Annotated in this window: 19 protein-coding genes; 12 read left to right on the forward strand and 7 right to left on the reverse strand. The window is 67.9% G+C overall.

Annotated features, from left to right (window positions below):
* The first annotated feature begins 35 nt into the window (after positions 1-35).
* From NNZ72_RS14275 to NNZ72_RS14305, 7 genes are all read left to right on the forward strand, one after another.
* Positions 36-326, forward strand: coding sequence for a DUF3861 domain-containing protein (locus NNZ72_RS14275; protein ID WP_257315991.1), 291 nt, complete (start codon positions 36-38; stop codon positions 324-326).
* A 364-nt stretch (positions 327-690) separates the two neighbouring features.
* The gene (gene ytfQ, locus NNZ72_RS14280; protein ID WP_257315992.1) at positions 691-1653 is read left to right on the forward strand and encodes a galactofuranose ABC transporter, galactofuranose-binding protein YtfQ; all 963 of its coding nucleotides are present in this window, start codon (positions 691-693) and stop codon (positions 1651-1653) included.
* Positions 1654-1729: 76 nt separating this feature from the next.
* Positions 1730-3250, forward strand: coding sequence for a galactofuranose ABC transporter, ATP-binding protein YtfR (gene ytfR / locus NNZ72_RS14285; RefSeq protein ID WP_257315993.1), 1521 nt, complete (start codon positions 1730-1732; stop codon positions 3248-3250).
* The gene (locus tag NNZ72_RS14290) at positions 3247-4275 is read left to right on the forward strand and encodes an ABC transporter permease (RefSeq protein WP_257315994.1); all 1029 of its coding nucleotides are present in this window, start codon (positions 3247-3249) and stop codon (positions 4273-4275) included. The genes ytfR and NNZ72_RS14290 overlap by 4 nt, the downstream gene beginning before the upstream one ends.
* Positions 4272-5240: a galactofuranose ABC transporter, permease protein YjfF gene (yjfF, locus tag NNZ72_RS14295; RefSeq protein ID WP_257315995.1), complete on the forward strand. Its 969-nt coding sequence runs from the start codon at positions 4272-4274 to the stop codon at positions 5238-5240. The genes NNZ72_RS14290 and yjfF overlap by 4 nt, the downstream gene beginning before the upstream one ends.
* Positions 5241-5258: 18 nt before the next feature.
* Complete coding sequence (locus NNZ72_RS14300; protein ID WP_257315996.1) at positions 5259-6008, forward strand: FadR/GntR family transcriptional regulator; 750 nt, start codon at positions 5259-5261, stop codon at positions 6006-6008.
* A 159-nt stretch (positions 6009-6167) separates the two neighbouring features.
* Positions 6168-7415 (forward strand): alpha/beta hydrolase, encoded by a 1248-nt coding sequence (locus NNZ72_RS14305; RefSeq protein ID WP_257316105.1) that lies wholly within the window; start codon positions 6168-6170, stop codon positions 7413-7415.
* 57 nt (positions 7416-7472) lie between these two features.
* On the opposite strand, the gene NNZ72_RS14310 is transcribed toward NNZ72_RS14305, so the two are convergent.
* Both NNZ72_RS14310 and spdA read right to left on the reverse strand, forming a co-directional pair.
* Positions 7473-8108, reverse strand: a complete 636-nt coding sequence (locus NNZ72_RS14310) for a DUF1236 domain-containing protein (protein ID WP_257315997.1) — start codon at positions 8106-8108, stop codon at positions 7473-7475.
* A gap of 124 nt (positions 8109-8232) precedes the next feature.
* On the reverse strand, positions 8233-9039 hold the full coding sequence (gene spdA / locus NNZ72_RS14315; RefSeq protein ID WP_257315998.1) for a 2', 3'cyclic nucleotide phosphodiesterase SpdA: 807 nt from the start codon (positions 9037-9039) through the stop codon (positions 8233-8235).
* A gap of 186 nt (positions 9040-9225) precedes the next feature.
* Between spdA and NNZ72_RS14320 the strand changes: the two genes are divergently transcribed.
* On the forward strand, positions 9226-10260 hold the full coding sequence (locus NNZ72_RS14320; protein WP_257315999.1) for a proline racemase family protein: 1035 nt from the start codon (positions 9226-9228) through the stop codon (positions 10258-10260).
* Positions 10261-10264: 4 nt separating this feature from the next.
* On the opposite strand, the gene NNZ72_RS14325 is transcribed toward NNZ72_RS14320, so the two are convergent.
* Positions 10265-11299, reverse strand: coding sequence for a tetratricopeptide repeat protein (locus NNZ72_RS14325; protein ID WP_257316000.1), 1035 nt, complete (start codon positions 11297-11299; stop codon positions 10265-10267).
* Between the two features lie 151 nt (positions 11300-11450).
* Between NNZ72_RS14325 and NNZ72_RS14330 the strand changes: the two genes are divergently transcribed.
* On the forward strand, positions 11451-12089 hold the full coding sequence (locus NNZ72_RS14330) for a FecR family protein (protein ID WP_257316001.1): 639 nt from the start codon (positions 11451-11453) through the stop codon (positions 12087-12089).
* Positions 12090-12525: 436 nt separating this feature from the next.
* Here NNZ72_RS14330 and NNZ72_RS14335 read toward each other — a convergent pair whose 3' ends face one another.
* From NNZ72_RS14335 to NNZ72_RS14345, 3 genes are all read right to left on the reverse strand, one after another.
* Complete coding sequence (locus tag NNZ72_RS14335) at positions 12526-14370, reverse strand: adenylate/guanylate cyclase domain-containing protein (protein WP_257316002.1); 1845 nt, start codon at positions 14368-14370, stop codon at positions 12526-12528.
* Positions 14371-14376: 6 nt separating this feature from the next.
* The gene (locus tag NNZ72_RS14340) at positions 14377-15081 is read right to left on the reverse strand and encodes a Crp/Fnr family transcriptional regulator (protein WP_257316003.1); all 705 of its coding nucleotides are present in this window, start codon (positions 15079-15081) and stop codon (positions 14377-14379) included.
* 107 nt (positions 15082-15188) lie between these two features.
* Positions 15189-15368: a hypothetical protein gene (locus NNZ72_RS14345; protein WP_257316004.1), complete on the reverse strand. Its 180-nt coding sequence runs from the start codon at positions 15366-15368 to the stop codon at positions 15189-15191.
* Positions 15369-15558: 190 nt separating this feature from the next.
* Between NNZ72_RS14345 and NNZ72_RS14350 the strand changes: the two genes are divergently transcribed.
* The 3 genes from NNZ72_RS14350 to NNZ72_RS14360 all read left to right on the forward strand — a co-directional run bounded on the left by NNZ72_RS14350 (position 15559) and on the right by NNZ72_RS14360 (position 17823).
* Positions 15559-16002: a DoxX family protein gene (locus NNZ72_RS14350; protein ID WP_257316005.1), complete on the forward strand. Its 444-nt coding sequence runs from the start codon at positions 15559-15561 to the stop codon at positions 16000-16002.
* A 124-nt stretch (positions 16003-16126) separates the two neighbouring features.
* Positions 16127-16825, forward strand: coding sequence for an orotate phosphoribosyltransferase (locus NNZ72_RS14355; protein ID WP_257316006.1), 699 nt, complete (start codon positions 16127-16129; stop codon positions 16823-16825).
* Positions 16826-16893: 68 nt separating this feature from the next.
* Complete coding sequence (locus NNZ72_RS14360; protein ID WP_257316007.1) at positions 16894-17823, forward strand: carbohydrate kinase family protein; 930 nt, start codon at positions 16894-16896, stop codon at positions 17821-17823.
* Between the two features lie 179 nt (positions 17824-18002).
* Here the strand turns inward: NNZ72_RS14360 and pgi are convergent, their stop codons facing one another.
* Positions 18003-19628 carry a glucose-6-phosphate isomerase gene (pgi, locus tag NNZ72_RS14365; RefSeq protein ID WP_257316008.1) on the reverse strand — a complete coding sequence of 542 codons (1626 nt, stop codon included), beginning with the start codon at positions 19626-19628 and terminating at the stop codon, positions 18003-18005.
* Between the last annotated feature and the right edge of the window lie 49 nt (positions 19629-19677).

Raw genomic sequence — 19677 nt, forward strand, 5'->3', positions numbered from 1 at the left:
AAGGCTGTCGAAAGGTATTTTCTCGGAGGTCGTGCATGAAGGGCAATTTATACAGGATAACAATCGATCAACTTGAAGACGCAAAAGGCAATTCCGTGCGGGATTCCTCACTGTCATTCGATTTGAGAAATCATGATGACATCTTTGTGGTCGTGCAAAGAATGAAAGACAAAGCTCTTTTCTCTGAAGATGAGGCTACCGCTCTCGCTATAGGACTGAAGCTGTTCGGCGAGGTCATGTTGGCACATCGCAGCCACGAACTATTTAAGCCCCTCCTGCCGCATTTCGGCGAGTTTATGAAGGAGCTGAAGAAAGGGGCGCGGTAAGAGAGATTACCGTGCAGCGCTCATCTCGTTCACCGGCATGAGACGGAACAAGCCGAACACGGACCGGATCAAGCCGGGTTCAACCAAAATTATAAAGGCCCTGCAATGACATAGCGGTGCCCAGTTTTATCCTGAACGGTGCGCCACTTCCCTCTTCCTGAAAATCGATCGTTTTTGCCGCGTGCGCATCGCCTTCTCGCGTGCGTCGACGCCTTTGCGGCTTTCGCCGGCAAGGGCCGCGTTCTGCCGTTTTGCGGCCGCCGGCCGGAAAAGTGCGCCGTCGCCAATTTGATGGTTTACAATAGTAATATAATATGATGTTTTAAGCCGGCTGCCGCGCGGCAGCTTTCTTTGGGAGGAAATCATGACATTCAAAGTCGCACTCGCGAGTGCCACGATCCTTGCTGCCTCGTTTTTCGGCACCGCCTCGGCCGCGGATCTCACCGTCGGCTTCTCGCAGATCGGGTCGGAATCCGGCTGGCGCGCCGCCGAGACCACGCTGACCAAGCAACAGGCCGAGGAACGCGGCATCGACCTCAAGTTCGCCGATGCCCAGCAGAAGCAGGAAAACCAGATCAAGGCGCTGCGCTCCTTCATCGCCCAGGGGGTCGACGCCATCCTGCTCGCCCCCGTCGTCGCCACCGGCTGGGACGAGGTGCTGCAGGAGGCTAAGGACGCCGAGATCCCGGTCGTGCTGCTCGACCGCACGGTCGACGCCCCCGACGATCTCTATCTCACCGCCGTCACCTCCGACCTCGTCCATGAGGGCAAGGTCGCCGGCCAGTGGCTGGTCGACACCGTTGCCGGCAAGGACTGCAACGTCGTCGAGCTCCAGGGGACGACCGGCTCCTCGCCGGCCATCGATCGCAAGAAGGGCTTCGAGGAAGCGCTCGCCGGCCACGCCAACCTGAAGATCATCCGCAGCCAGACCGGCGACTTCACCCGCACCAAGGGCAAGGAAGTCATGGAGAGCTTCCTGAAGGCCGAAGACGGCGGCAAGAACATCTGTGCGCTCTATGCCCACAACGACGACATGGCCGTCGGCGCCATCCAGGCGATCAAGGAGGCGGGCCTGAAGCCCGGCACGGACATCCTCGTCGTCTCGATCGACGCCGTCCCGGACATCTTCCAGGCGATGGCCGCCGGCGAGGCGAACGCCACCGTGGAGCTGACGCCGAACATGGCCGGCCCCGCCTTCGACGCGCTCGAAGCCTACCGCAAGGACGGCAAGGCCCCGCCGAAGTGGATCCAGACGGAATCGAAGCTCTACACCCAGGCCGACGATCCGATGAAGGTCTACGAGGAGAAGAAGGGCCTCGGCTACTGATCTCTCCCGCGCGCTCCGCTATCCTGCGGGAAGCGGGGCGCGTGCCTCGACAGTCCATATCATTCGGGTCGGGATCATGCAGTCGGCCAGTTCCTATGTTCTTTCGGCGGTGGGGATCGACAAGGTCTTTCCCGGCGCCAGGGCGCTCGACCGCGTCGATTTCTCGCTTGCGCGCGGCGAGGTGCATGCGCTGCTCGGCGAGAACGGCGCCGGCAAGTCGACGCTCGTCAAGTGCCTCACAGGCGCCTATCGCCGCGATGGCGGGCGCATCCTCCTCGACGGCGGGGAGGTGGACCCGCGCGACACGCTGGAGGCCCAGAAGCTCGGCATCGGCACGGTCTACCAGGAGGTGAACCTGCTGGCGAACCTGACGGTCGCCGAGAACCTCTTCCTCGGCCGCCAGCCGCGCCGCTTCGGCCTCGTCGACGCGCGCGAGATGAACCGCCGCGCCCGGGCGCTGCTTTCCGAATACGATCTCGACATCGACGTCACGGCCGGCCTTTCGGCCTATTCCGTCGCCGTGCAGCAGGTCGTCGCCATCGCCCGTGCGGTCGATCTCTCCGGCAAGGTGCTGATCCTCGACGAGCCGACGGCCAGCCTCGACACGCACGAGGTCGCGCTGCTCTTCCGCATCGTCCGCCGTCTCAAGGAGCGCGGCCTCGGCATCGTCTTCATCACCCATTTCCTCGAGCAGGTCTACGAGATCTCCGATCGCATCACCGTGCTGCGCAACGGCCAGCTCGTCGGCACGCGCGAGACGGCGGCGTTGCCGCGGCGCGATCTCATCGCCATGATGCTTGGCCGCGAGCTCGTCGGCGAGGTGGGGAGCGGTAACCGCCATGCGGCACCGGGCGGCGACGTGCGCTACCGCTTCCGCGGCTTCGGCCGCAAGGGCCATATCCGCCCCTTCGATCTCGACGTGCGCACGGGCGAGGTCGTCGGCATCGCCGGCCTGCTCGGCTCCGGCCGCACCGAGACGGCGGAAATCCTCTTCGGCGCCGAGCGTGCCGACAGCGGCACGGCCGAGGCCGACGGCCGCCCGCTCGACCTCTCCTCGCCGCGCGCCGCCATCCGCGAGAAATTCGGTTTCTGCCCGGAGGATCGCAAGGTCGACGGCATCATTGGAGACCTCTCGGTGCGCGAGAACATCGCGCTGGCGCTCCAGGCCCGTCGCGGCTGGGCGCGACCGCTCAGCCGCGGCGAGCAGGACCGGCTCGCCGACCACTACATCAGGGCGCTCGACATCCGCACCTCCGACCGCGAGAAGCCGATCCGCCTGCTTTCCGGCGGCAACCAGCAGAAGGCGATCCTCGCGCGCTGGCTCGCCACCAATCCGGATTTCCTGATCCTGGACGAGCCGACTCGCGGCATCGACGTCGGGGCGCATGCGGAGATCATCCGCCTCATCGAGGAGCTTTGCGAAAAGGGCATGTCGCTGATCGTCATCTCGTCCGAGCTGGAGGAGCTCGTCGCCTATTCGAGCCGCGTGCTGGTGCTGCGCGACCGCGCCCATGTGGCGGAGCTCGCCGGTGAGCGCGTCACCACCGGGGCCATCGTCGAGGCCATCGCCGCATCCGACGGGAGGGCCGGGACATGAGCGCGACCCTCAAGGCTTATGCGCGCCGCCTCTTCCCGCAGGTCGCGGCTCTTGCCGTCATCCTGCTGATGGTCTCGCTCGCCTTTCCGGGCTTCTTCAAGCTGGAGATCCAGAACGGAAGGCTCTACGGCAGCCTGATCGACATTCTCAACCGCGGCGCGCCGGTGGCGCTGCTCGCCATCGGCATGACGGTGGTGATCGCCACCAAGGGCATCGACCTGTCGGTCGGCGCGGTGATGGCGATCTGCGGCGCGGTCGCCGCCGCCTGCATCACCTCCGGTTACGGACTGGCCGCGACGCTTGCGATCACGCTCGGCACCGGCGTGCTGTGCGGCCTTTGGAACGGCCTGCTCGTCGCGGTCCTCGACATCCAGCCGATCATCGCCACGCTGGTGCTGATGGTGGCCGGCCGCGGTATCGCCCAGCTTGTCACCGAGGGCGCGATCCTCACCTTCAACGATCCGGGACTGATCTTCATCGGCAGCGGTTCGTTCCTCGGCCTGCCGATGCCGGTCGTCATCTGGCTCGTCTTCGGGCTCGCCGTCGCGCTGGTGGTCCGGCGCACCGCGCTCGGCATGCTGATCGAGGCGCTTGGCGTCAACCGCCGCGCCGCCATGCTGTCGGGCGTCTCGACCGGCGTGCTGCTGATCGCCGCCTACATGCTGTCCGGCCTCTGCGCGGCGATCGCCGGCATCATCGCCGCCGCCGATATCCGCGGCGCCGACGCCAACAATGCCGGCCTCTGGCTGGAGCTCGACGCGATCCTCGCCGTCGTCGTCGGCGGCACCTCGCTGCTCGGCGGCCGGTTCAGCATCGCCGCCTCGCTGATCGGCGCGCTGATCATCCAGGCGATCAACACCGGCATCCTGCTGTCCGGCTTCCCGCCGGAGTTCAACCTCATCATCAAGGCGGCGATCATCGTCCTGATCCTGGTCATCCAGTCGCCGCGGGCGCAGTCCGCCTTCGTCTGGTTCTCGCGTCCGCGGGCAACGGCGGCCGGCAAGGCGGGCGAGGAGGCGAAATGAACGCGCGCTATCTTCCGCTGACGGCGACCGTCGCGATCTTCCTCGCCGCCTATCTCGTCTGCGTGCTGCAATATCCGAACATGCTGTCGACGCGGGTGATCGGCAATCTCCTCACCGACAACGCCTTCCTCGGCATCGCCGCCGTCGGCATGACCTTCGTGATCCTGTCGGGCGGCATCGATCTCTCGATCGGCGCGGTCATCGCGTTTACCGGCGTTTTCCTCGCCGTGCTGCTGCAGGCGACGGACATCCACCCGCTCGCCGCCTTCGCGCTGGCGCTTCTCGTCACCACGGCCTTCGGCGCGCTGATGGGGGCGATCATCCATCATCTCGACATGCCGCCCTTCATCGTCACACTCGCCGGCATGTTCCTGGCGCGCGGCATGGCCTTCGTGCTGTCGATCGATTCCATTCCGGTGCGCCACCCCTTCTACGCGACGCTGAAGGGCCTCTATTACAAGCTGCCCGGCGGCGGGCGCATCACGCTGATCGGCGGGCTGATGCTGGTCGTCTTCGCGGCCGGCATCCTGATCGCCCACCGCACCCGCTTCGGCGCCAATGTCTATGCGCTCGGCGGCGGGGCCGCGACGGCCGAGCTGATGGGCGTGCCCATCGGCCGCACGACGGTCGCGATCTACGCGCTCTCCGGCTTCCTCGCCGGCCTCTCGGGCATCGTCTTCTCGCTCTACACCTCGGCCGGCTATTCGCTCGCCGCCGTCGGCGTCGAGCTCGACGCCATCGCCGCCGTCGTCATCGGCGGCACGCTGCTCACCGGCGGTTCCGGTTTCGTCGCCGGCACGCTGGTCGGCATCCTGATCCAGGGCCTGATCCAGACCTACATCACCTTCGACGGATCGCTGTCGAGCTGGTGGACGAAGATCCTGATCGGCCTGCTGCTCTTCATCTTCATCCTGCTCCAGAAGGGGCTGATCCACGTGACGGAACGACGAAGGCGTCATGCCTGACGGGAAAGGACGGGGCGCATGCCGCGCGGCAGGAGGGGAGTGCTGGAGACGGTGATGGGCGGATCGGCCGCGCGCACCAGCCACGCCCAGGTGGTGCACGCGCTCGGCAAGGCCATCGTCGCCGGCGAGTTTCCGGTCGGCACGACGCTGCCGGGCGACCAGGAGCTCGAGGCCCGCTTCGGCGTCTCCCGCACCGTGCTGCGCGAGGCGATGAAGACGCTCGCCGCCAAGGGGCTCGTGGTGCCGCGCGCCCGCATCGGCACGCGGGTGACGCCGCGCGAGCAATGGAACCTGTTCGACGGCGACATCCTCACCTGGCATTTCGCCGTCGGCGTCGACGAGGATTTCCTGCTGCACCTGAGCGACATCCGCCTCGGCTTCGAGCCGCATGCGGCGGCGCTCGCCGCCCGGCACGCGAGCGAGGCCGACATCAACCAGATGATGCATCTGGCGCTCGCCATGGGCGATCCGGCGCACACGCCCGAGACGCTGGCGCTCGCCGACCTGCGCTTCCATCTCTCCGTCATGGAGGCCTCCGGCAATCCCTTCCTGCGCACCGTCGGCAGCCTGATCGAGGCCGCGCTCGCCGGCGTGTTCAAGCTGAGCTCGCCCAAGGCCGACCGCATCCGCATCGGCGACGTCGCCGCCTCGCACATGCGCATCGTCGAGGAGATCCGACGCCGCGACGAGGCCGGCGCCCGCCGGGCGATGGAGGCGGTCATCCACGTCGGACGCAGCCGGGTGACGGGGGTGGCCGAGGCGCCGTGAGCCGGCCGTGGCGTGTCCGATAAGCCACGCCGGGCGCTTCGCAGCCCGCCGCGGGCGGCTCGTCCCCTCCGCATCGCTTCAAAAGCCGCCGCCACTCGGCTAAGCAGGAGCGAGCGGCGTTCCGACGCCGGTCGGAAGGAAGGCGGAATGAAGCGGTCCATGACGATCCCCGGAATGCCGCGCGTGCTCGCAAGCCTGCTGCTTGCCGCCGCGCTTTCGCTTTCGGGCTGCGCGGGCCGGCCGGAGGGCGTGCTCGTTCCGAACGGCACGGCGCCGGCGGGCACCTCGACGGTCGACCTTCTCGTCGCCACCACGCGCGCGCCCACCGAGGAGCCGGGCGTGCTCTTTTCCGGCGAGCGCGGCTCCGGCCTCATGCTTCGCGACATCGTCGTCTCCATCCCGCCGGAGAAGAACCGGAAGATCGGCCAGGTCCAATGGCCGAAGAAGCTTCCCGCCGATCCGCTCAAGGAATTCGCCACCGTCAGCGTGACGCCCGTCGAGAGCGCGAAGGCGGGCCGCGCCTGGCTCGCCCGCCACCTGCCGGAAAACCGGCGCGTGCTGGTCTTCGTGCACGGCTTCAACAACCGTTACGAGGATGCCGTCTACCGCTTCGCGCAGATCGTCCACGATTCCAGGACGGATGCGGCGGCGGTCGTCTTCACCTGGCCCTCGCGCGCCAGCATCTTCGACTATTCCTACGACAAGGAAAGCACGAACTATTCGCGTGACGCGCTGGAGGACCTGTTGCGCGCGGCGATCGACACGCCGAACGTGAGCGAGATCACCATCATGGCCCATTCCATGGGCACCTGGCTTGCGGTCGAGACGCTCAGGCAGATGGCGATCCGCGACGGGCGCGTGCCGAAGAAGATCCAGCAGGTCATCCTCGCCTCGCCCGATCTCGACGTCGACGTCTTCGCCCAGCAGCTCAACGCCATCGGCAAGGACAAGCCGAAGTTCACGCTCTTCGTCTCGCGCGACGACCGGGCGCTGACGCTGTCGCGGCGCATCTCCGGCAATGTCGACCGCCTCGGCCAGATCGATCCGGCCGAGGAGCCCTACCGCACGCTGCTCGAGAAGCAGGGCATCACCGTGCTCGACCTGACGGCGCTCAAGACCGGCGACAGCCTGAACCACGGAAAGTTCGCCGAAAGCCCCGAGGTCGTCCGCCTCATCGGCAACCGGCTGATCGAGGGACAGACGATCACGGATTCCGAGGTGGGCTTCGGCGAGCGGATCGGCGCGGTGGCGCTCGGCACGGCGCAGACGGTCGGCAGTGCCGCGAGCATCGCCGTCTCCACGCCGATCGCCGTGTTCGATCCGGTCACGCGCCGCAACTACGATGCCCAGTGGCGCCGTCTCGGCAGCTCGGTCGAGAACACCGCCGTCACCGCGACGGGGCAATGAAAAGGGCGGCCCCGCGCGGAGCCGCCCTTCGTTCGTCCTACCGGGAAATCGCAGTCCTCAGCGCACCCAGATCACTTCGCGGGTACCGCGGTTGACGACGACCGGGCGTTCGTCGACATAGATGTAGCCGTAGTCCGGGCTTTCGGGGATCTCGACGATCTGCACGGTGTCGGGGATGACGACGCCCGCCTCGACGGGGCCTTCGAGAATGACCGGATCGACCGGGTGGCGTTCCACATAGGTGATGGTCGTGTCCGGAACGCCGGACGAGATGCTCGCCGTCGTCTCGACCTCCGGCGCATAGATCACCTGGCGGCTGTCGGCGCGCACGATGACCGGACGGTTGTCGACATAGACATAGGCGAGGTCCGGGTGGTCCGGGATCGGCGTCAGGACGACGGTGTCGTCAAAGCGCGTGTCGGCGGAAATCTGGCCGTCCACGACGACTGGCGGCGTCGGGTTTTCGATGACGTAGACGCGGGCGTCGTCCGGGACGGCCGTTTCCGCGCCGATCGTCATGCCGGCGATGCCGCCGACCACGGCGCCGACCGGCCCGCCGATGGCGGCACCTGCCGCGGCACCGACGGCGCCGCCAGCGGCTCCGCCGACGGCTTCCCGTTCCCGGTCATCCGCGTGGGCAGCCGTCGCGCCGATGAGGGCCAGGGCGGCCCCGGCCATGAGAATCTTGCGCATGGTGTTCTCCTTCGAGCGTTGGGTTTCCAACCCCTCGGCGGAGAAAACGTGGGATGCCTCCTTCTGTTCCCCGCAGGCGGCCCCGGAAAATCACGATGTGTAACGGACGATAAGATCGGTTTCCTCAGGCGACCGCGACCTCGCGCCCGGCGATCTCGTAATCCTCGTTGTGGACCTGCAGGCCGTGTTCCGTCACCACGACGATGCCGTAGGCGGCCGGCTCGTCCACGGAAAGCGAGGTGTCCGGCGTGTCGAAGGGCATCGGCTGCTGGTGCACGGGGCTCTTGAAGATCGAGAACGGGATGCCGCGATGCGAGCCGCCGATGGTGCGGTGGACATGGCCGGCGAAGATGTGGCGGACATTGCCGTGCCTCAGCACGACGTCGTAGAATGCGTCCTCGTTGCCGAGGCGGATCGCGTCCATGCCGGAAAAGCCCGTCTTGTGCGGCGGATGGTGCATGAAGAGGAGGACCGGCCTGCCGCCCGCGCCGCCGAGCGTGCGGTCGAGCCAGCCGAGCCGCCGCTCGCAGAGATAGCCGGCGTGGCTCAGCGGATAGTCGTAGGGCGGGGCGAACAGCGTGTCGAGCAGCACCGCGCGGCAGTCGGGAAAGTCGATCACCTGCTGCACGAACCCGTGCTCGTCCGTCCCGACACGGGCGAAGGTCTCGAGGAAGCGGTCGCGGTGGTCGTGGTTGCCGATGGTGATCGCCGCCGGCGGCACCAGCAGCGAGAGGAGATCGCGCAGCCGCGCGTAGGAGGCGGCGTCGGACCGGTGGGTGAGGTCGCCGGTGAAGATCACCCGGTCGGCGTCCGCATGGTGGCGGTTGACGTGCTCGATGCCGGCGAGCAGGCGCTGGTAGGGATCGAGGCCGATGATCGTCGTGCCTTCCGGCACCATGTGGAGGTCGGTGAAGACGATGAGCTTGGTCATGGAGGCGGGTCTCGGCGGGACTCTCGGGGCAGGCGGACGGATTGCCGCAGGCATTCGTTTTAAGGCCATTCCCGTGCCGCGCAAGAGCCGGGAACGGCCCGGAAAGCAGTTGGAATGGACGCCGACCTGATATATCAGTAGCGGCGAAAATCGGCCACGGGCCGGCAACCGGCGGAGCATATCGACATGAGATGGAAGCGCACGATCCAGCTTCTGGACGTTCACTGCGAGGGCGAGATCGGCAAGGTGGCGATCGGCGGCGTGCCGAAGATCCCCGGCGACACGATCGCCGAGCAGTTGAACCACATCAACACCGTGGACGACAGCCTGCGCCGCTTCCTCTGCCTGGAGCCGCGCGCGGCCGCCACCGGCTCGGTCAACCTGCTCGTGCCGGCCAAGCGCCCGGAGGCGGATGCGGGCTTCATCATCCTGCAGGCCGACCAGGCGCACGCCTCCTCCGGCTCGAACTCGATCTGCGTCACCACGGCACTGCTCGAATCCGGCATCGTCGAGATGAAGGAGCCGGAGACGGTGGTGGTGCTCGATACGGCCGCCGGCCTCGTCAAGGCGACGGCGACCTGCCGCGACGGCCGCTGCGAGAAGGTGAAGCTCACCATGGTGCCCTGCTTCGCCCACACGCTCGACGCCGAGATCGACACGCCGCACTGGGGCCGCGTGCGCTTCGACATCAGCTATGGCGGCATCTTCTACGCATTGGTGGATGTCCGCGAGATCGGCACGACCATCGAGAAGGCCAATGCCCGCGCGCTGGTCGACGCCGGCATGGTGCTGAAGGACCTGATCAACAGGGCGATGCCCGTTGTCCATCCGGACATCCCGGAGATCAGCGGCATCGCCTATGTCATGTTCCGCGACCGCGATCCGGACGGCACGGTGCGCACGGCGACGACCATGTGGCCCGGCCGCGTCGACCGCTCGCCCTGCGGCACCGGCAATTCCGCCAACCTCGCGACGCTGCACGCGCGCGGCCTCGCCAAGGTCGGCGACACGTTCCGCTCGCGCTCGATCATCGGCTCCGAGTTCGAGGTGGGGCTTGCGGCGGAGACCACGGTCGCCGGACGCCCGGCGATCATCCCGACGATCACCGGCCGCGGCTGGACCTTCGGCCTGCACCAGATCGCCCTCGACCCGACCGACCCGCTCGCCGAGGGCTTCGCGATGACCGACACCTGGGGGCCGCAGGCGGGCGAGATCCGCTGACCGCCTATTCCACGGCGTAGTGCTTCTCGATGGCGCCGAGGGTGATCGGGTCGATCTCGGCGTCGTCCGCCCCCTCGATCATCCTGCGCTCGGCGAGCACCCGCTTGATGGCGAGGCGGGCATCGGCGCTCAACTGCTCCGGCGCGTCGCGCAGGATGACCTCGAGGTCGACGTCGCGCATCTCGAAGGCGGCGACCAGGCTCGCCACGGCCTCCTCGATGTCCTTGACGATGCCGATGCCGCTCTGCTGCATCAGGCCGAGCTTCAGCTTGCCGAAGCTGTCGCCGCGCGCGGCCGCCTTCTGGAAATAGCCGGCGGCGGCCGTCAGGTCCTGCGCCACGCCCTCGCCGGCCTCCAGCATCAGGCCGAGGTTGATCATGGCGTCGACGCTGCCGCGTTCGGCGGCGAGCCGGTACCAGGCGATGGCGCGGGCGTCGTCCTCCTCGACCAGGCCGCCGTCGTCGAAGAGCACGCCGAGATTGAAGGCGGCGGTCTCGTCGCCGCCGGCCGAGGCCTTCTCGAACCAGCGCACCGCCTGCTGCCCGTCGATTTCCGTGCCGATGCCGTCGCGATAGGCGACGCCGAGATTGTAGGCGCCGAGCACGTCGCCCAGTTCCGCGGACTTCCTGTAGAGGCCGAACTCGCTTGCCGCGTCGCCGCGCTTGCCGAGCATCGCCCCGTAATGGACCATGGCGACCGTATGGCCGAGGCTCGCCGCTTCCGCATAGAGCTTCATCGCGTCGAGGTCCTGGCCGGCGCGCTCCAGGGCGCGGGCGAGCTGGAACGCCATGCGCGCGCCGCCGCCGGCATTGTAGGCTTCGCGGCAGGCCGAAAGGGCGGGACCGAGCACGATGTCTTCCAGCGCGACCGGCGCGAAGGCTGCGTTGCGCGTCATGTCGTAGCGGCTCGCGGCCGCCGCGTCGCAACGGTCATCGAGCGAAAACCCGCTCGCCAGCGCGCCGCCGGCGACGGTGGAAAGGAGCGCCGCGAAGAAAAAGGTGCGGCCGGCCGTCTTCACTATCGTGGATCGCATGGTCATGATCCGTCTCCCGTCTGATGATGGCCGCAGGATAGACGGCCGGCCGCGGGCGGCTTGTTTCCGCGGGAACAGAGGCGGCGGCGGGGACGGACGCATAAAGGAAGAGGCGGGCGCGTCCCGCGCGGTTCAACGGGTTTCAGCGAGGTAAGTCATGCGAAGGCTGCAATCTTCCGGTCCCTTCCCCCTCAGCCGCCGGCTTTTCGTGGCGGGCGGCGCGCTCGCGCTCACCGGCATCGGCATTCGCGCGACGCAGGCCAACACCGTCATCGGCAAGGCGGTGGAGATCACCGGCGACGTCACCCGCAAGCAGGCGAACCACCGCGAAGGCCTGAAGGCCGGGGCGAGCGTGATGGACCGCGATTTCGTTTCGACCGGCCGCGACAGCTTCGCCTCGCTCGAACTCGGCGGCGACACGATGCTCCTGCTCGGCAGCGACACGGAACTGCTGGTCGACAGCTTCATCGCCGGCCAGGGCGGCGTCATCGAGCTCGGCACCGGACAGATGGTGTTCGACCGGCCGGAGGGCCTCGCCAAGATCGACCTCACCATGCGCACCGCCTTCGGCATGATCGGCGTGCGCGGCACGAAGTTCTTCGCCGGCCCCAGCCGCGGCGTCTTCGCCGTCTTCGTCGAGCACGGCCGCGTCGCCGTCACCGGCGCCGGCGTGACGAAGGAAGTGGGCGGCGGCGAGGGCGTCGAGATCGCGACGCCGGGCGCCGCGCCCGGCGAGGTCGTGCGATGGGGCGAGGCCCGCATCCGCGAGGCCTATGCCAGCGTCGGTCTTCGTTAGTCGAGCAGGTATCGCCTCGGTTTTGCCTCTCACCCTCACCCTTGTAACTTGGAATTTGCTTCCCGGACTGTCCGGTCCGGGAAGGTTGGCGACCAAGCCCGACAACTCTAAGAACTTCAAGTTCGTGGGAGAGCAAGGGACACCGGCCGGGATTTCCAAGCCCGTACAGTCGCTTGGGCCAAGCTCCGGCCGGGGACCAAGCCCGCTATGCGCAAGGATGGGACACCGAAACTCTCTACAAACTCCTCGTTCCTAAGCCCTTTCTTGGCTTGTAATTCAAGACAGTCGCTCTCCCCGCAAGCGGGGAGAGGGGACTTGCCCCGCGAAACGGTGATGCTTCGGGAAAACGATGCCGCGGATCCCCTTCTCCCCGCAGCCAGGGAGAAGGTGGCCGGCAGGCCGGATGAGGGGCCTTGTCCAGCCACGACAGCCTTGGTCAGTCCAGCGTGAAGAGGTCCATCGTGCCGAAGCCGCGGATCTCGTGGCGGCCGATGGCGCGCAGCGGCCGGCTCGTCTCGCCCGCCGCGCGCGGGCCGACGCAGATCTGCGTGCCGAGGAACTTGTTGGCGTCCTGCAGGCGGGCGGCGAGGTTCACCGCGTCGCCATGCGCCGTGTAATCGAGCTTGCCGCCTGCCCCGACCTCCCCCAGCACCGCCATCCCCGTCTCGATGCCGATACGCGTGCGGCCGAAGTCCTTTTCGAGGAAGGCGGAACGGCGGCGCATCTCCTCGGTGAGCGCCCGGATTTCCTCGGCGCAGGCGAGCGCCTTGTCGACGTGGCGGTCGAGATCGTCCGGCGCGTTGAAGAGCGCGTGCACCGCATCGCCCACCACCTTGTCGACCATGCCGCCGTGGCTGGCGACGAGCGCGTTCACCTCGGAGAAATAGATGTCGAGCAGCTTGACGAGATCATGCGGCCCGATCTTCTGGGCGAGCGCGGAAAAGCCCTCGATGTCGGTGAAGAGCGCCGTCACCTGGCGCTCCTCGCCCGCCACGCGCGCAAGCTCCGGATTGTCGATATAGCGGGCGACGACCGATTGCGGCAGGTATTGCGAGAAGCGCAGCCTGGCCGTCGCCTCCGCGCGGCGCACATGGGCATACTGCAGGAGCCCGGTGACGAGGGCGGCGAGCGCGACGACGAGCGAGACGCCGATCGCGTCCGCCAGCAGGCCCGTGCGGACATAGAGCAGCAGCGCCGCGGCGAAGACCGCGCCGACGAGAAGAAGGCCGGCAAGGGCCGAGAGCAGCGGGCGCGAGCGCGATGCCGCAAGGGCCGCCGCCGCCCCGCCGAGGAAGGCGAAGCCCGTCTCGACGGGCAGGAGGGCCGGATCGCGCATCGGGATATATCCGGTCAGGATGGCGTTGGCGACGTCGGCATGGATCTGCACGGAAGGTTCGAGCGGCATGGAGGCGCTGGCGCGCAGGCCCCCGAGATTGGGCAGGCTGCTACCGATCAGCACCACCTTGCCGGCAAGGCGCTCCGCCGGCACATGGCCTTGCGCCACGTCCGCCGCCGAGACGGTGCGCGCGGCGATCGCCTCGGCGCCGCTTGCGACGAAGCGCAGGCTGCCGTCCTCGTCGAGGCGCAGGATGCGCGTGTCGTGCCGCACCCAGGCGGGATCGCCGCCCAGCACCGGCGTGCGCGTGCCCGCCGCCAGCCGCGCCGCCTCGACGCCGAGCGCAGGATAGGCGGCATTGCCGACGATGGCATAGGCCTGCACGCGGCGCACCACCGCGTCCTCGTCGCCGACGAGGAAGGCTGCCGCTGCCGAGACCGCCCGGTCCTGCAGGAAGGCGCAGGACGTTTCCGTGCCGTCGATGAACCAGAGATCGGGCGCGACCAGCGGCCGTTGCAGCGCCAGCGCCGGCACCGGCCGCGGTGCCGCGTCCGCATCGTCGCCGATCAGGAAGCCGAGCACGGTCGGCACGCGGCCGATGGCGGCGGCAAGGGCGGCGTTCGCCGGCTCCTCGGCGGTGCAATCGGTGCTGAAGACGAAGTCGAAGGCGATCGCGGCGGGCCTCGCCGCCGCAAGCCGGTCGATCAGCGCGGCGGTCTCCTCCCGCGTCCAGCTCCTGTCCGGCGCGCTCTGGAAGGCCTTGCGGTCGATGTCGACGACGACGATCCCGTCCGCCTGCGCGACGGGCACGGCCTGCGTCAGCGCGTCGAAGAAGAATTCCCGCTGCCGTTCCAGCGCCGTCTCGCCGAAGGCGAGGAGGGCGAGCGCGCCGACGAGGCTCGCGGCAAGCCCCGCGACGAGCGGCCTGTGCCTCTTCGCGATCATGCCGGCCTAGTCATCGTCCGGCTCGGCGATCCCCTGGAGCCGGCCGATATTGCACTGGATGATGCCGTCCTTGCGGCGGATCGCGCCGGCTTCTTCCAATGAGAGGATGGAGCGGTTGATCTTCGGCCGGCTCGCGCCGACGATGCTGGCGATCTCCGTCTGGCTGAGCGAGAGCTGCAGGTTGGCGCTGTCGGGCAGGTCATCGCCGTGGATGTTGCGCAGCGTGGCGAGGAAGAAGCGGGCGACGCGCGCCTCCAGGTCGTAGAGCGCGATGGTCTCCAGCTGCTCCGTCGTCTCGCGCAGCTTGGTGCAGAGATAGTGGATGATCGCCTGCGAGGCCGTCGGATTGCGGGTGAGGATCTCCAGGAAGTCGCGCTTGGAGATGACGTAGCCTTCGGTGGCGACGACGGCGGTGGCGTCGGCCGAGCGCGGCTGGCCGTCGAGGATCGCCATCTCGCCGAGGATGGAGCCCGCCTCGAGCTGGCGCAGCGACAGTTCCTTGCCCTGCGGCGTGATGAGCGAGAGCTTGATGCGGCCGTCGACGAGCACGATCAGATAGGTGCCCTCGTCGCCGCGCTGGAAGATGACGGTGCCGGCCGGCCACCGGCGCCAGGTGGCGATCGCCGCGATCTCGGCGATCGTCTCCTTGCCGAAGCCTTCGAAAATCGGAAAGGAACGCCAGAACGCGGCACTCCTGTTGATCTCGTTCATGTCCGGTTTCCCCCGCCGCCGCCCGGGAACGGGCGGGCGGGCCTCTCGGCGGAAATCTTCGCCCAGCCGCCGGGCGCATGCAACAGAAAAGAGCGGCCGCGCCCGCGCTAGCGGCAGAGGCGCACGCGCTTCGTCAACGGCTTGCCGTCCGCCTGCGTGCGGATGGCCTGCGTGATGCAGGCCTGGCGCTGCCGCACGCCGTCGCTGCCGGCAGGCTCCGTCCGGCCGCCCGCGGTGATGGCGAGCGAGAGGACGGCGAGGATGAGCGCGAGCAGGTCGTGACGCATGGAACGCTCCGGTGGGGCAGGCGGGTCTTCGCTCCGGCTTGTCGCACGCCGGCGCCGCCCCGCCTGTTTCCCCGGAAACAGCATCGTTCACGAAAAGAGAACGAACTGTAGCCGGATCGGCCGCCTGTCTTGACGAATGAAAGCTGCTATCGGGTTCCCACCGCAAACGCTGAAGCCACAGGAGCCTTCCATGCAGCAGAATCTCGTCGTCCTCGCCGGGCGCATCCTTCTTTCCCTGATGTTCATCACCGCCGGCTATCCGAAGCTGATCGATCCCGCAGGCACGGCCGGCATGATCGCCGGCGCCGGCCTTCCGGCCGCGACCGCGCTCGCCTATCTCGCGGGCCTCTTCGAGCTCGTCGCCGGCCTCTTCATCCTCGTCGGCTTCCAGACGCGGATCGCCTCCTGGCTGCTCGCCGTGTTCTGCGTGTTCACGGCCCTCGTCTTCCATTCCGGCGCGATCAACATCCCGGACTTCCCGGAAGGCGCGAACGGCCTGCTGACCGTCTTCAACGGCCTGATGATGTGGAAGAACATCACGATTGCCGGCGGCTTCCTCGTGCTCGCCGCTTTCGGCCCCGGCGCCTTCTCGATCGACGCCCGCGCCGCCGCCGGCCGGCCTGTCGCCGCCTGAGCCTAAAACATCGATCCTCCCGAAAACCCTCCCCGGCCTCCGGGAGGGTTTTTGCCGTCCGGCGTCTGGAAAGCCGGGGCTCTTGCTGCTATGCGCTCGCGGGAGAGCCATGCGGGAGAAGCCGATGTTTTCCAATTCCTTTCCGGACAGAAGCGTGATGGCGGAGCTGATGGCCCGCATGCTATGGGAGATCAGGGCGGTGCACTTCCGCCCCGAGGAGCCCTACCGGCTCGCCTCCGGCATGGCGAGCCCGGTCTATATCGACTGCCGCAAGCTGATCTCCTTCCCGCGCATCCGCTCGGCGATCATGGATTTCGCCGCCGCCACCGTCACCCGCGGTGCGGGCTTCGAGCGCTTCGACGTGGTGGCGGGCGGCGAGACGGCTGGCATCCCCTTCGCCGCCCTCCTTGCCGACCGGCTCGGCCTGCCGATGATCTACGTGCGCAAGAAGCCGAAGGGCCACGGCCGCAACGCGCAGATCGAAGGCCACATGCCGGAAGGCGCCCGCGTGCTCGTCATCGAGGACCTGACGACGGCCGGCGGCTCCATGTTCACCTTCATCGACGCGATCCGGGCGGCTGGCGGCGTCGTCGAGCACGGCATGGCGCTCTTCTACTACGGCATCTTCAAGGAGGCCGAGGCACGCTTCGCGAACGGCGGCGTGAAACTCCACCACATCGCCACCTGGCGCGAGGTCCTGGCCGCCGCGCGTGCAGAAAAGCTGTTCGACGAGGAAACACTCGCCTCCGTCGAGGCCTTCCTCGACGCGCCGCTCGCCTGGTCGGCCTCCCACGGCGGCGTCGCCGAATTGCCGACGGCCTGAAAAGGACGCTGGCGCTTTTCGCCGAGATCGATTAAATCGATTGAAAGAATGAACGGGGAGGACTGTCCATGATCCTGTGTTGCGGTGAGGCGCTGATCGACATGCTGCCGCGCACGTCGACGCTCGGCGAGAGCGCCTATGCCCCCTATGCGGGCGGCGCCATCTTCAACACGGCCATCGCGCTCGGCCGGCTCGGCGTGCCGACGGGCTTCTTCACCGGCCTGTCCGACGACATGATGGGCGACATCCTGCGCGAGACGCTGCGCGATAGCGGGGTCGACTACAGCTACTGCGCGACGCTGTCGCGGCCGACCACGGTCGCCTTCGTCAAGCTGGTCGACGGGCACGCGACCTATGCCTTCTACGACGAGAACACGGCCGGCCGCATGATCACCGAGGCGGAGCTTCCCGCCCTCGGCGACGACTGCGAGGCGCTGCATTTCGGTGCGATCAGCCTGATCCCGGAACCCTGCGGCTCGACCTACGAGGCGCTCATGCGGCGCGAGCACGACAGGCGCGTCATCTCGCTCGATCCCAACATCCGTCCCGGCTTCATCCGGGACAAGGACGCCCATCTCGCCCGCATCCGCCGCATGGCGGCGATGGCCGACATCGTGAAATTCTCCGACGAGGATCTCGCCTGGTTCGGCCTCGAAGGCGACGAGGAGGCGCTCGCCCGTCACTGGCTGCATCACGGCGCGAAGCTCGTCGTGGTGACGCGCGGCGCGGAAGGGGCGGTCGGCTATACGGCGGGCCACAAGGTCACGGTGCCGAGCGAGCGGGTGAAGGTGGTCGACACGGTCGGCGCCGGCGATACGTTCGACGCCGGCGTCCTCGCCTCGCTGAAGATGCAGAACCTGCTCACCAAGGAACAGGTGGCGAAGCTGACGGAAGACCAGATCGCCGCCGCACTCGCCCTCGGCGCCAGGGCCGCCGCGGTGACGGTCTCGCGCGCCGGCGCCAATCCGCCCTGGGCGCGGGAGATCGGGTTGGACTGAGGCAGTTTCGAGCGCGGCGCCGCCCCTCATCCGGCTGCCGCCACCTTCTCCCCGCAAGCGGGGAGAAGGGGATGTGGTGATGGTTTCCGGCTTCAAGGAAGGGAAACCGGTGAGCCCAGCCTTCCTCGCCCCGCCTGCGGGGAGAGGATGCCGGCAGGCAGGTGAGGGGCAACCTGTCCTTACCGCGCCGCCTTCAGCAGCGCCGCCACCAGCCCCGCCGTCGACGAATCGTGCCCCGCCGCGCTCTCCTTGCCCTCCACCACCGGCAGCAGCCCCGTCGCCAGTTCCTTGCCGAGCTCGACGCCCCACTGGTCGAAGGAATTGATGTCGAAGAGCGCGCCCTCGACGAAGACGCGATGCTCGTAGAGCGCGATCAGCCGGCCGAGCGCGAAGGGGGTCAGGCTGTCATAGACCATGGTGACCGACGGCCGGTTGCCCGGAAAGACGCGGTGCGGGGCGATGCGGTCGGCCTTGGCCGGGTCCATGCCCTTGGAGAGGAGCTGGGCCTTCGCCTCCGTGAGCGTGCGGCCCTTCATCAGCGCCTCCGACTGGGCGAGGCAGTTGGAGATCAGGAGCTCGTGCTGGTGGCGCAGTTCCTTCTCGTGGCCGTTGGCGGCGATCATGAACTCGGCGGGGATGATCGTCGTGCCCTGGTGGATGAGCTGGTAGAAGGCGTGCTGGCCGTTGGTGCCGGGCTCGCCCCAGACAACCGGCCCCGTCTGGCCCTCGACCGGCTTGCTGTCCATCGTCACCGACTTGCCGTTCGATTCCATGTCGAGCTGCTGCAGGTAGGCGGGGAAGCGCGAGAGCCGCTGGTCGTAGGGCAGGATCGCCCGCGACGGGTAGCCGAGCACGTTGCGATGGTAGAAGCCGAGGAGGCCGAGCAGCATCGGGATGTTCTCCCGGACCGGCGCCTCGCGGAAATGCGTGTCGATGGCGTGTCCCCCGGCGAGGAAATCGGCGAAATCCTCTTTTCCGATCGCGATCATCAGCGGCAGGCCGATCGCCGACCAGATCGAGTAGCGGCCGCCGACCCAGTCCCAGAAGCCGAAGACGCGGGCCTCGTCGATGCCGAAGGCGGCGACCTTGTCGAGCGCGGTGGAGACCGCACAGAAATGGTGCCCCACCGCCGCCTCGCCGAGAGCGCCGACCACGAATTTGCGCGCCGTCTCGGCATTGGTCATCGTCTCGATGGTGGTGAAGGTCTTCGAGGCGACGATGAACAGCGTCGTCTCCGCCTCGACGAGCTTCAGCGTGTCGGCGATATGCGCCCCGTCGATGTTGGAGACGAAGTGCAGGCGCGGCCCGTCGTGATAGGGCGCGAGCGCCAGCGTCGCCATCACCGGCCCGAGGTCCGAGCCGCCGATGCCGATATTGACGACGTCGGTGATCTTCCTGCCCGTCGCGCCCGTCAGCCGGCCGGAGCGGATGTCGTCGGAGAAGGCGCCCATCGCGTCGAGCACGGCGTTGACGTCCGGCATGACGTCGCGGCCGGCGACGAGGACCGGCGTGTTCGCCCGGTTGCGCAGCGCCGTGTGCAGCACGGCGCGCTCCTCGGTGATGTTGATGACCGCGCCGGAAAACATCGCGTCGCGCTTGGCCTCGACGCCGGCTTCCTTCGCCAGCGCCTCCAGCCCGGCGAGCACGGCCTCGTTCACCGCGCATTTCGAATAGTCGAACAGGAAGTCGCCGAGCGTCAGGCTATAGCGGGAAAAGCGCGCCGGATCGGCGGCGAACGCTGCGCGGATGTCGGTGGCGGCGGTGTCCCGGACAGTGGATTTCAGCTTTTCGACGAGCGTGTTCATCGGCGTCTCCCGCGTTGGACGATGCGGGCTAGCTAGTCGCTTTACATGG

Source organism: Shinella pollutisoli (assembly GCF_024609765.1).
Taxonomy (GTDB): domain Bacteria; phylum Pseudomonadota; class Alphaproteobacteria; order Rhizobiales; family Rhizobiaceae; genus Shinella; species Shinella pollutisoli.

What these genes read in the sequence shown, in the direction of transcription:
- NNZ72_RS14300 (WP_257315996.1), top strand. Translation starts at nt 5,259, where the DNA reads ATGCCGCGCGGCAGGAGGGGAGTGCTGGAGACGGTGATGGGCGGATCG.
- NNZ72_RS14275 (WP_257315991.1), top strand. Translation starts at nt 36, where the DNA reads ATGAAGGGCAATTTATACAGGATAACAATCGATCAACTTGAAGACGCA.
- NNZ72_RS14340 (WP_257316003.1), bottom strand. Translation starts at nt 15,081, where the DNA reads ATGAACGAGATCAACAGGAGTGCCGCGTTCTGGCGTTCCTTTCCGATT.
- NNZ72_RS14330 (WP_257316001.1), top strand. Translation starts at nt 11,451, where the DNA reads ATGCGAAGGCTGCAATCTTCCGGTCCCTTCCCCCTCAGCCGCCGGCTT.
- NNZ72_RS14345 (WP_257316004.1), bottom strand. Translation starts at nt 15,368, where the DNA reads ATGCGTCACGACCTGCTCGCGCTCATCCTCGCCGTCCTCTCGCTCGCC.
- ytfR (WP_257315993.1), top strand. Translation starts at nt 1,730, where the DNA reads ATGCAGTCGGCCAGTTCCTATGTTCTTTCGGCGGTGGGGATCGACAAG.
- NNZ72_RS14335 (WP_257316002.1), bottom strand. Translation starts at nt 14,370, where the DNA reads ATGATCGCGAAGAGGCACAGGCCGCTCGTCGCGGGGCTTGCCGCGAGC.
- yjfF (WP_257315995.1), top strand. Translation starts at nt 4,272, where the DNA reads ATGAACGCGCGCTATCTTCCGCTGACGGCGACCGTCGCGATCTTCCTC.
- NNZ72_RS14320 (WP_257315999.1), top strand. Translation starts at nt 9,226, where the DNA reads ATGAGATGGAAGCGCACGATCCAGCTTCTGGACGTTCACTGCGAGGGC.
- pgi (WP_257316008.1), bottom strand. Translation starts at nt 19,628, where the DNA reads ATGAACACGCTCGTCGAAAAGCTGAAATCCACTGTCCGGGACACCGCC.
- spdA (WP_257315998.1), bottom strand. Translation starts at nt 9,039, where the DNA reads ATGACCAAGCTCATCGTCTTCACCGACCTCCACATGGTGCCGGAAGGC.
- NNZ72_RS14355 (WP_257316006.1), top strand. Translation starts at nt 16,127, where the DNA reads ATGTTTTCCAATTCCTTTCCGGACAGAAGCGTGATGGCGGAGCTGATG.
- ytfQ (WP_257315992.1), top strand. Translation starts at nt 691, where the DNA reads ATGACATTCAAAGTCGCACTCGCGAGTGCCACGATCCTTGCTGCCTCG.
- NNZ72_RS14350 (WP_257316005.1), top strand. Translation starts at nt 15,559, where the DNA reads ATGCAGCAGAATCTCGTCGTCCTCGCCGGGCGCATCCTTCTTTCCCTG.
- NNZ72_RS14325 (WP_257316000.1), bottom strand. Translation starts at nt 11,299, where the DNA reads ATGACCATGCGATCCACGATAGTGAAGACGGCCGGCCGCACCTTTTTC.
- NNZ72_RS14290 (WP_257315994.1), top strand. Translation starts at nt 3,247, where the DNA reads ATGAGCGCGACCCTCAAGGCTTATGCGCGCCGCCTCTTCCCGCAGGTC.
- NNZ72_RS14310 (WP_257315997.1), bottom strand. Translation starts at nt 8,108, where the DNA reads ATGCGCAAGATTCTCATGGCCGGGGCCGCCCTGGCCCTCATCGGCGCG.
- NNZ72_RS14305 (WP_257316105.1), top strand. Translation starts at nt 6,168, where the DNA reads ATGACGATCCCCGGAATGCCGCGCGTGCTCGCAAGCCTGCTGCTTGCC.
- NNZ72_RS14360 (WP_257316007.1), top strand. Translation starts at nt 16,894, where the DNA reads ATGATCCTGTGTTGCGGTGAGGCGCTGATCGACATGCTGCCGCGCACG.